This window comes from Streptomyces sp. NPDC059866 (assembly GCF_042731325.1).
Classification (GTDB): domain Bacteria; phylum Actinomycetota; class Actinomycetes; order Streptomycetales; family Streptomycetaceae; genus Streptomyces; species Streptomyces flavusporus.
Window position 1 is genome coordinate 43471 of sequence record NZ_JBHWJT010000043.1, and the last position, 8987, is coordinate 52457.

Consider the following 8987-nt stretch of genomic DNA (forward strand, 5'->3'; position numbering starts at 1 on the left):
GTCGTCTTCACCCACCACGTCTGTGACTCCTCGATACACGGTCAACGTCACTCGCAGCCTAACAGTCTCCGTCCTGCTCGGTCGACGGCGTGGCATGCCGAGCTCATACGTGTGCATCAGCGGGCTTCTGTGTTGACACCCTCGAGACCCTCATGACAGCATCGTCACCAGTTAAGTCGGTGACGATGCTGAGCATGGTGACTCGGCAGAGTTCACATGTGCCGGAAGGAGCGCAAACCATGGCCGAAAAGCCGAAGCCGAAGCCGAGGGCCGGAGGTGCACCGGTGGGGCGGCGGGCAATGCTGGGCATGCTCGGGGCGGGAGCGGCGGGGCTCGCCGCCGCGCCTTACCTCCAGCGTGGCTGGGAGGGGTTCCTCGCCACCGCCTCGGAGGTCGACCCCTCAGGCCTGACCGGTCTGCTGCCCAACCCGGGCGGCTTCCGGTACTACAGCGTCGTCGGCTCGGTGCCGCACAAGGACGCGACGAACTACGAACTCCGGGTCGACGGACTGGTGGAGCGGCCGAAGACCTACACGCTCGACGCGTTGCGCGCGATGCCGCAGACCCGGGTCGTCCACGACGTCGTGTGCACCGACGGATGGCGGGTGGAGAACACGCCCTTCGAGGGTGTGAAGCTGGCGGACATCCTCGACGACGCCGGCGTGCGTTCCCCGGGTGCGGCGATCCGGTTCACCTGCTTCGACGGCGCCTACAGCGAGAGCCTCACGCTGGAACAGGCGCGCCGATCGGACGTCCTGGTGGCGCTGAACATGCAGGACAAACCCATCACCCACGCGCACGGCGGACCCGTCCGCCTCTACGTGGCCCCCATGTACTTCTACAAGTCGGCCAAGTGGCTGTCCGGCATCTCGGTCACCGACCAGGTCGTTCCCGGCTACTGGGAGGAGCGCGGATATGCGGTCGACGGCTGGCTCGACGGAGCCGACCGGCACAGTGACGCGGCCTGAACACGACGGCCGGGTACGCCGCTTCAGCACCGCCGAGCGCATGGTCCACCGGGCCACGGGCTACCTGATGCTGCTGTGCCTGGTCTCCGCCGCCTGTCTCTACCTCGGGCCGCTGGCCCAACTCGTCGGACGGCGCCACCTGATGGTCACGGTCCACGAGTGGTCCGGCATCTCGCTGCCGCTGCCCTTCCTGCTGGGGCTCTTCTCGCCCGCCTTCCGCGCGGACCTGCGCAGGCTGAACCGTTTCGCGGTGTACGACCGTCAGTGGCTGCGCGCCGTCCGCAGGCGCCGCACCTCGCCCGAGGCCCGCCCGGCCGGCAAGTTCAACGCGGGCCAGAAGCTCTACGCGGGCTGGATCGCCGGTGCCGTACTGGTGATGATGTTCACCGGCCTGCTGATGTGGTTCATGGGGCTGCTGCCCTTCATCTCCCGCACCAGCGCGATCTTCGTCCACGACATCCTGGCCTGGGCGATCACGTTTGTTGTCCTCGGGCACATGCGCAAGGCGTTCGAGGACCCCGAGGCGCGGCTGGGGATGCGCACGGGATACGTCAGCCGGTCGTGGGCGCAGCGGTATCACTCGCGGTGGCTGCGGGAGGAGCACGTGGGCGACGGGTCCGGGCGGCGGACCGTCGAATGACCTAACACGTCCTTCGGGTAGCCCGGGCGGTGCCCCTGGACATGGACCGTCAACTGACTGTTGTCGGGACATGTGACGCATGGCCAGAGTGAGCCGTGCACATGTGTCGCTGTGTTTCAGAGGCACATCTACTTCCTCGGATGGGAAAACAATGAGACGACTTCTGACTGTCCTCGCGGCCGGTGTGCCGCTGGCCGCGGCGGTGTACTTGCCGACCGCCTCGGCGGAGCCCCGGGACGGCTCCGCCGCCGCGCCGTTCGCCTGCTCGACGCCGTCCGTGAAGGCGCCGGCCGGGACCAAGGTGGAGTCCGTGACAGCGGTCGGCCAGGAGGGCGGCACCATCCACGGCACCGGGGCCCTGGGCGGCACGGTCACCGGCGTCCCTGCCTACTGCGAAGTGACGGTCACCCTCACGCATCCGGGCGACGGCGACCACGCCAAGGTGCGGACCTGGCTGCCCGTCAGCGGCTGGAACGGCCGTTTCCAGGGGCTCGGCGGCGCCGCCTACCTGGCCGGCGACAACGGCGTCGGCCTGGGCACCGCGGTCAAGAACGGCTACGCCGCCGTCTCCACCGACGCCGGTGTCGGCGACGCCCTCGACACCAGTTGGGCGCTGGACAGCGAGGGCCGGGTCAACACCGCGCTGCTGAAGAACTTCGCCTCCCGCTCCCAGCACGAGGCGGCGGTCGTCGGCAAGGAGGTCGTCGACGCGATCTACGGCAAGGGTCCCGCGTACTCGTACTTCACCGGCTGCTCCACCGGCGGACGCCAGGGCTATATGGAGGCCCAGCGCTACCCCGACGACTACGACGGCATCCTCGCCGACGCTCCCGCCGTCAACTGGGACGAGTTCGAGGTCGCCACCCTGTGGCCGCAGGTGGTCATGAACAACGAGAAGACCTACCCGTCCAAGTGTGAGTTCGACGCCTTCACCAACGCCGCCGTCGAGGCCTGCGACTCCCTCGACGGTGTCAAGGACGGCCTGGTCAACGACCCGTCCCGCTGCGACTTCGACCCGCGCCGGCTGATCGGCACCAAGGTCGTGTGCGAGGGCAGGGAGCTGACCATCACGGCGGCCGACGCGACCGTCGTACGCAAGATCTGGGACGGTCCGCGCACCGTCTCCGGCAAGAAGCTGTGGTACGGCGTCCCGGTCGGGGCCGACATCTGGGCACTGGCCGGGCACACCGATCCCGACGCCGACGGAAACGTCGTGGGGACGCCGTTCCCGGTGCCCGCCGCCTGGGTCAAGCTCTGGGTGGCGAAGGACCCGTCCCTCGACATCCCGAAGGTCACCTACGGTCAGTTCACGCAGCTGTTCCAGCAGTCCCAGGCCGAGTACGACAAGGTCATCGGCACGGACGACCCGGACCTGTCGGCCTTCCGCAAGTCCGGCGGCAAGCTGCTGAGCTGGCACGGCGACGCCGACGAGTACATCCCCACCCAGGGCACCGTGCAGTACCGCGAGCGGGTCGAGCGTGAACTGGGCGGCGCCAAGCGGGTCGACGACTTCTACCGTCTCTTCCTCGCCCCGGGTACCAACCACTGCGGCCTCAACGGCGCTGACGGCTCGGCCGACGGCCTCGCCGCGCTGACCGCCTGGGTCGAGCACGGCAAGGCGCCCAAGACCCTGCCCGCCACCCTGATCAACGCCTCGGGGCAGAGCGTCACCCGTGACCTGTGCAGCTACCCGCAGGTGTCCCGCTACAAGGGCTACGGCGACCCGGCCGTCGCTTCCAGCTTCAAGTGCGTCTTCCCGTCCCGGCACTGACCGGGCCGGCGACGCCCCCCGACCTGAGAAAGGCCGAACCACCATGAACACGCAGACATCGGCACCCGCGGATGCGGCGGCCACGGGCGAACGCTCCTCCCTGCTGAGGCTGTACCTGGGCCGCGGTGTCCTGGCCGTGGCATGGGCGCTGGCGTTCGCCGGAGCCCACGAGGACGTCGACGCCGTGGCGATCACGCTGCTGGTCGTCTACCCGCTGATCGACGCGGTGTCGTCACTGATCGACCACCGGGCCCTCCCCGACGGATCGGAGCGCCGGGTCACGGCGTTCAACGGGGTGCTGAGTACGCTCGCCGCGATCGCGGTCGGCATCGCCGGGGCCGGTGGCGTGGCGCCCGTGCTCCACGTGTTCGGCGCCTGGGCCGTCATCTCCGGGGCCGCCCAGGTGGCCGTCGGGCTCAAGCGGCGCGGCCCCGAACTGGGTAAGCAGTGGCCGATGCTGATCGCGGGCGGACTGTCCTTCGTCGTCGGCATCTCCTACAACATCCAGGCCGCGGGCGACGATCCATCGCTCGACGTGCTCTCGGTGTACGCCACGGGCGGTGGGGTGTTCTTCATCGTCCAGGCGGGCCTGCTGGGCTGGAAGACCCGTCAGCTGCGCAGCCGGACCGCCTGACGGCCGTACCCCTTCTGTTCCGTCCCGGCCCGCGTCTCCACGACGCGGGCCGGGACGTTTCTCATGTCGTCAGCCGACGCGGTAGCGCACCGGGAGGGAGAGCACGCCGCGGATGATGCCGGAGCCGATCCACTGCAAGAAGCCTGCCGGGGCGGCGAGTTCGAGTTCGGGGACGCGGACGAGCAGGGTGCGCAGGGCGATGGCCGTCTCCAGGCGCGCGAGCGGGGCGCCCAGGCAGTAGTGGATGCCGTGCCCGAAGGCCAGATGCCGGGCGCCCGGCCGGGTCACGTCGAGCACGGCCGGGTCGCCGTCCTCGGCCTGCGGGGCGTCGCGCCCCGCCGCACCGAGAGCGACGACGACCATACTGCCGCGGGGGATCGGTACCCCGCCCAGTTCGATGTCTTCCGCCGCGTAACGGCTGGTGGAGCGCTCGACGGAGGTGTCGTAGCGCAGGAACTCCTCCACCGCGCCGGGCACCAGCTCGGGCCGGTCCCGCAACAGCCGTAGCTGGTCGGGGTGTTGCAGCAGCGCCAGCACGGCGTTGCCCAGCAGGTTCACGGTGCTCTCGTGACCGGCGACCACCAGCATCATGGCCGTGCCCACGAGTTCCTCCTCGGTCAGCCGGCCGTCCTCCTCGTCACGTACGGCGACCAGGGCGGACAGCAGGTCGTCCTGGGGGCGGCGACGTTTGTCCGCGACGAGGTCGGCCAGCAGCCCGTGCAGACCGGCCAGCGCCGGGCGGTGCTCGGGCGAGGCCACCTGGAGCGCCCGGGCCGACCAGCGGCGGAAGTCCGGGTGGTGTTCCTCGGGGATGCCGAGGAGTTCGGCGATGACCGTGCCCGGCAACGGGGCGTTGAACGCCTCGACGAGGTCGGTCTCGCCCGCCGGCGGCAGCGCGTCGATCAGGTCGTGGGCGATCTGCTCGATGCGCGGCGCCAGTTCGGCCGTACGACGCGGGGTGAACGCGGCCGAGGCCAGCCGGCGCAGCCGGGTGTGCTCGGGCGGGTCGGCCTCCATCATCTGCGCGCCGAGCCCCACCGAGGGCTTGTTGAGGACGTAGCCGGCGGCGGCCAGGGCCTCGGCGGCGGGCGTGGCGTCCTTGAGCAGGGCGGGGTGGGCCAGCGCCTCCCGGGCCAGGTCGTAGCCGACGATCACCCAGCCCTTCAGGCCGAGGTGGAACTCGGCCGGATGGATGGGCCCGAGTTCCCGCAGCCGGGCGTACCGCGCGGGGGCCTCCGCCTTGAAGGCGGGATCGATGACCACCCGGCCGTCCTGGTACGGGCACTCCTCGTGGGGGCTCATGACACGTCTCTCCCGTTCTGGCGGTCAGGTCGTCGTCATGAGAACGAGCCGGGTTCCGTGGAGGTTCAGACGGCGGACCCATGTACGGACACGCCGGAGGGGCATGCGCGGTGCGCATGCCCCTCCGGCGGCGGAGAACTCAGTTGTCGCTGTTGAAGATGGTCAGCACGCGCAGCACCTCCAGGTAGATCCACACCAGCGTCGTGGTGAGACCGAAGGCGGCCAGCCACGCCTCCTCGCGCGGGGCACCGTAGGCGACGGCGTCCTCGACCTGCTTGAAGTCCAGGGCGAGGAACGCCGCGCCGAGCAGGATGCCGACGACGCCGAAGAGGATGCCGAGGCCGCCGCTGTGGAAGCCGAGGCCGTCGCCCGCGCCGAAGGCGGAGAAGAGGAGGTCGGCGACGAGCAGCAGGAGGAAGCCGGTCGCGGCCGCGGCGACGAACCCGGTGAACCTCTGGGTCACCCGTATCCAGCGCATGCGGTACGCGACGAGCACACCCGCGGACACTGCGAAGGTGCCGAGCACCGCCTGCACGACCACACCCGGCGCGATATAGGTCGAGATCGTGCTGGAGAGGACGCCGAGGAAGACACCCTCGAACGCCGCGTACCCGAGGATCAGCACCGGGGACGGCGTCCGCTTGAAGGACTGGACCAGCGACAGGACGAAGGCGACGAGAGCCGCGCCCACCGCGATGCCGTACGAGCGGCCGATGTTCGCCTCGTCGACGGGCAGCAGGAGCCAGGACAGTACGGCCGTCAGGGCCACGGTGCCGAGCGTCGTCCCGGTGCGGACGATGACGTCGTCCATGGTCACCGCGGTACCGGCGGTCCGCGGTGACGTGTCCGCACCGGGGGCGTAGGGGTTGGTCGCGTAGTCGTCCGCCGGCCGGCCGCCGACAGCGGCACCCACCGGCCGCTGCGCGTAGGCGTCGGCCGGGCCGGCGTCACGGGCGGCACCCCAGCGGGAAAAGATCGGGTTGCTGGACCTCACGTCATTCCTCCTCGTCCGCCGCACACTCGCGGCCTGCGGCAAAGCGTTGTCATCGGGTGTCCGGGACGGCACACGTGTGGCACTGGTCATGTGCCGGGCCGACGACGGCAACCCTGCGCGTCACCACTCTGACAGGTGACGCGATCGGAAGCAAGTCATCCGAGTGCGCGCACCCGGCGGCGGTCATTCGGACGGTGTCGCCGGGCCGTCGAGCAGCTCCATGAGGAAGCCGTCCCAGTTCAGGCCGTCCATCTCCGCCTCGGCCGAGGTGATCCGGTAGGTCGCGTCGAGCCACTCCGCCAGCGGTGCCGCGGGCACCTCGAACAGGGCCTCCACCTCCTCCGATTCGAGAAGCAGCCAGGACGAGGGCCGTTCCCTGGGCAGCGCCGGCCACATCCGTACGTCGCCGCAGCCGCTCATCGATGTCAGGCCGTGGTGGAGGAGCTCGCGGCCGATACGCCAGATGAGACTCGGTCCTCGTTCCGCCAGGAACTCGACCGTGATCACCGCGGGCATGTCCGGGTCGAAGCGGAACTCCGCCCGTATCGGCAGCGGGGTGAACTCATCGAGCATCTGGTCGAGGTCCAGGAACAGCGGAGGCACCGGCTCGGACGCCGGACGCGCCTTCAGGGGTGACTGATCACGGTGCATGACAGGAGTTCCCCTCCATGGGACGAAGTCTGCGCCTACCACTCTTCGCCGGGAACGGAACCCACACATCGGTCACTTGACGGTCAAGCGACGTCGCCTGGAAGGGCGTAGCAGAACCCCGGCGGCCGAAGAGCGGCTCCGGGAAGCGTCGAACGGGCTGCGCGGGACGTGACGTAAGTCAATTGGCTGCGGAGAGGCCGAAGGCCGACAAGCGGAAACACGTTTCTCGAAAACGCGGACCCCGCCTGTGGCCGGGGGCGGACGGCTGCAGGCGAGGATCCCTCGATGTCAGGGTGGCTCCACCACGAAGCGGACCCGTGGGTCCGGTACGATGATTACCGGACCCACGGGTCTGCTTATGGCGTCCCTCCGCAACCGAAGGACACACCCACGATGAGCCACGTCCGTATCTCCGACGCCCTCCGCGCCCTGGTCTTCGAGCCCGACCCCGCGGTGGAACTGCACGAGGTCCTCGACCGCTACTACGCCCCGGACTACACACACCGCAGCGACGGAAAGACGCTGAACCGCGACGAGTTCACGCGGATGGTCGCGGGCATCCGCGGCCAGGTCACGGAAGGCACGGTCACCGTGCTCGACGAGCTGACCGACGGTGACACCTACGCCGAACGGCACGTCTTCCACATCACTTTGAAGAACGGCACCACCCAGAGCCGGGAGATCGCGATCTTCGGCACCTTCGCCGAGGACGGCCGCTTCCGGCACCTGAGCGAGACGGGTTTCGACCTCGAGCCCGCCCGGACCGTCTGAGCCACCCACGATCGGAGGACCACCGTGCCCCGTCTCACCGACCCGGATCCCGCCTCGTTCCCGGACGAGGTCGCCACGTTCCTCGGCAAGCTGCCGCCCGACCCGATGGTCAAGATGATGTCCCACTCGACGGGCACCGTGAAGCCGTTCGTCGAGTTCGCCAGGACACTGTTCACCTCACTCGAACTGCCGGACCGCGCACGCGAACTGGTGATCCTCACCGTCGCCGCCCACACCGACGGCACGTTCGTCGCGGCCCAGCACGACCCCATGGCCCGCTCGGCCGGCGTCGACGAGCGAACCCGGCAGCTCGTCCGCGACCGGCAGATCGACAGCCCCGAACTGTCCGAGGCCGACCGCGCGCTCGTCCGGTTCACCGCCGAGGTGGTGCGGCACCCACGCGTCTCCGACGAGGTCTTCGACGAGGCCCGCCGGTTCCTCAGCGACCGCGAACTGGTCGAGGTGCTGCAAGTGGCCGGCTACTACTGGTCGTTCGGACGGATCGCCACCGTGCTGAACGTGGAGGTGACCAAGGTGTACGACGACGAACCGGTGCTCGGCACCTCCGGTGACACCACCGGCGTCTGAGGCGCGGCGGGCCTCTCAGGGGGTCGGCGCGGGTGCCGGGTCGAGCCGGATCGTCGCGGCATGTGCCTCCGGGCGCGCGACGAGGGCGTCGGCCACCGGTCCGTACTTGCCGCGGAAGGCGGCGTCGAGTCCGGAGGGTGGTTCGAGGTCACGGGTCGTGAGCAGGACATCGCGGGTGACGCCGCCCACCTGGATCGTTCCGTGACCGTGTTCCCGCGCCGCCCGGTACCAGCGGGAGCGGACTCCCCGGTAAGCGCGGACGTACAGTTCGCCGTCGACGACCACCATGCCGATCTCCACACCGGGGCGGTCACCGTCCCCGGCGGTCAGGACGAGGGAGTAGGTCTCGGAGAGCAGGGTCTGGTCTTCGGGCGCCCAGGTGGTCATCGGGTCAGGTCCTCTGTTCGGTCGGTTCCGTCCGCTCCGCGGTCCAGGAGGTGAGGATGCGCAGGGCGTCGTGGGAGGGGCTGCCGGGTTCGGCGGTCAGGACCATCAGGCGCTGTCCGGAGCCGTCGGGGCTCGCCCAGGTGTCGCAGTCGAGGGTGAGGTCTCCCACCAGGGGGTGGCGGTAGCGCTTGGTGCCGTAGGTCGCGCTGTTGACGCGGTGTTCGGCCCACCAGGTGCGGAAGTCGGCCTCCTGGATGGTCAGTTCGCCGACGAGGCGGGCG

At 69.8% G+C, this 8987-nt stretch carries 10 protein-coding genes and 1 pseudogene; 6 read left to right on the forward strand and 5 right to left on the reverse strand.

The genetic code is table 11. The annotated features are described in order from the left end of the window. Window positions 1-299: 299 nt before the first annotated feature. The 4 genes from ACFV7R_RS40230 (at window position 300) to ACFV7R_RS40245 (ending at window position 4013) form a co-directional block, all read left to right on the forward strand. Window positions 300-968, forward strand: a complete 669-nt coding sequence (locus tag ACFV7R_RS40230; RefSeq protein ID WP_385273635.1) for a molybdopterin-dependent oxidoreductase — start codon at window positions 300-302, stop codon at window positions 966-968. Then, a complete protein-coding gene (locus ACFV7R_RS40235) occupies window positions 916-1608 on the forward strand; it encodes a cytochrome b/b6 domain-containing protein (RefSeq protein WP_385273597.1) in 693 nt (230 codons plus the stop codon). The genes ACFV7R_RS40230 and ACFV7R_RS40235 overlap by 53 nt, the downstream gene beginning before the upstream one ends. Before the next feature lie 151 nt (window positions 1609-1759). Continuing rightward, complete coding sequence (locus ACFV7R_RS40240) at window positions 1760-3379, forward strand: tannase/feruloyl esterase family alpha/beta hydrolase (protein WP_385273600.1); 1620 nt, start codon at window positions 1760-1762, stop codon at window positions 3377-3379. A gap of 43 nt (window positions 3380-3422) precedes the next feature. Further along, complete coding sequence (locus tag ACFV7R_RS40245) at window positions 3423-4013, forward strand: DUF308 domain-containing protein (RefSeq protein ID WP_385273603.1); 591 nt, start codon at window positions 3423-3425, stop codon at window positions 4011-4013. 69 nt (window positions 4014-4082) lie between these two features. On the opposite strand, the gene ACFV7R_RS40250 is transcribed toward ACFV7R_RS40245, so the two are convergent. From ACFV7R_RS40250 to ACFV7R_RS40260, 3 genes are all read right to left on the reverse strand, one after another. Next, window positions 4083-5315: a cytochrome P450 gene (locus ACFV7R_RS40250; RefSeq protein WP_385273606.1), complete on the reverse strand. Its 1233-nt coding sequence runs from the start codon at window positions 5313-5315 to the stop codon at window positions 4083-4085. 139 nt (window positions 5316-5454) lie between these two features. Further along, window positions 5455-6309 carry a Bax inhibitor-1/YccA family protein gene (locus ACFV7R_RS40255; RefSeq protein WP_224740247.1) on the reverse strand — a complete coding sequence of 285 codons (855 nt, stop codon included), beginning with the start codon at window positions 6307-6309 and terminating at the stop codon, window positions 5455-5457. A gap of 183 nt (window positions 6310-6492) precedes the next feature. Further along, complete coding sequence (locus tag ACFV7R_RS40260) at window positions 6493-6960, reverse strand: SsgA family sporulation/cell division regulator (RefSeq protein ID WP_385273609.1); 468 nt, start codon at window positions 6958-6960, stop codon at window positions 6493-6495. 393 nt (window positions 6961-7353) lie between these two features. Here ACFV7R_RS40260 and ACFV7R_RS40265 point away from each other — a divergent pair, with 393 nt between their 5' ends. Both ACFV7R_RS40265 and ACFV7R_RS40270 read left to right on the forward strand, forming a co-directional pair. Beyond that, window positions 7354-7731 carry a nuclear transport factor 2 family protein gene (locus tag ACFV7R_RS40265; RefSeq protein ID WP_385273612.1) on the forward strand — a complete coding sequence of 126 codons (378 nt, stop codon included), beginning with the start codon at window positions 7354-7356 and terminating at the stop codon, window positions 7729-7731. Window positions 7732-7755: 24 nt separating this feature from the next. Further along, window positions 7756-8319, forward strand: a complete 564-nt coding sequence (locus ACFV7R_RS40270; protein WP_224740243.1) for a carboxymuconolactone decarboxylase family protein — start codon at window positions 7756-7758, stop codon at window positions 8317-8319. A 15-nt stretch (window positions 8320-8334) separates the two neighbouring features. Here ACFV7R_RS40270 and ACFV7R_RS40275 read toward each other — a convergent pair whose 3' ends face one another. Together ACFV7R_RS40275 and ACFV7R_RS40280 are read right to left on the reverse strand one after the other, a co-directional pair. Next, window positions 8335-8706, reverse strand: coding sequence for a DUF2255 family protein (locus ACFV7R_RS40275; protein WP_385273615.1), 372 nt, complete (start codon window positions 8704-8706; stop codon window positions 8335-8337). Window positions 8707-8710: 4 nt separating this feature from the next. Then, window positions 8711-8987 (reverse strand): annotated as a pseudogene (locus ACFV7R_RS40280) (transcriptional regulator); the annotation flags it as partial.